Source organism: Paraburkholderia gardini, from assembly GCF_907164575.1.
Lineage (GTDB): Bacteria > Pseudomonadota > Gammaproteobacteria > Burkholderiales > Burkholderiaceae > Paraburkholderia > Paraburkholderia gardini.
In genome coordinates, this window is sequence record NZ_CAJQYY010000072.1 from 1 (window position 1) to 638 (window position 638).

At 63.2% G+C, this 638-nt stretch carries 1 protein-coding gene; it reads left to right on the forward strand.

Annotated features, from left to right (window positions below; genetic code table 11):
• A partial coding sequence (locus tag LPA34_RS26850; protein WP_324251786.1) for a group II intron maturase-specific domain-containing protein occupies nucleotides 1-573 on the forward strand: 573 nt, incomplete at its 5' end.
• Between the last annotated feature and the right edge of the window lie 65 nt (nucleotides 574-638).

Below are 638 nucleotides of genomic sequence, written 5' to 3' on the forward strand. Positions count from 1 at the left end.
GCTGACGATGCGAATGTTTATGTTCGTAGTCGCCGGGCGGGTGAGCGGGTGATGGCGCTGCTACGACGTCTGTATGGTCGACTGCGGCTGAAGGTCAATGAGACCAAAAGCGCAGTGGCGAGTGTGTTTGGTCGCAAGTTTCTGGGCTACAGCCTGTGGGTGGCTGCGGGCGGTGTGGTGAAGCGCAAGGTGGCGGCCAAACCGCTGTTGGCGTTCAAACGCCGCATTCGTGAACTGACCGGCCGTAACGGCGGGCGCAGCATGCAGGACGTGGTGGAGCGATTACGGCCTTACGTGCAGGGCTGGAAGGCGTACTTCCGGTTGGCGCAAACGCCACGCGTCTGGCTGGAACTGGACAAGTGGCTGCGGCACCGGTTGCGAGCGATCCAGCTTAAGCAATGGCGTCGTGGCACCACGATTTACCGGGAACTGCGTGCGCTGGGTGCATCGGCTGACGTTGCGCGACAGGTGGCGGCCAACAGCCGCTGCTGGTGGCGCAATAGCGACCGGGAAATCAAGCGCGTGCTGACCATTGCGTACTTCGACCGGCTGGGTGTACCCCGACTCTCATAACCTCAACTTCCCGAACCGCCCGGTGCGGACCCGCATGCCGGGTGGTGTGGCAGGGGTACGGCCTC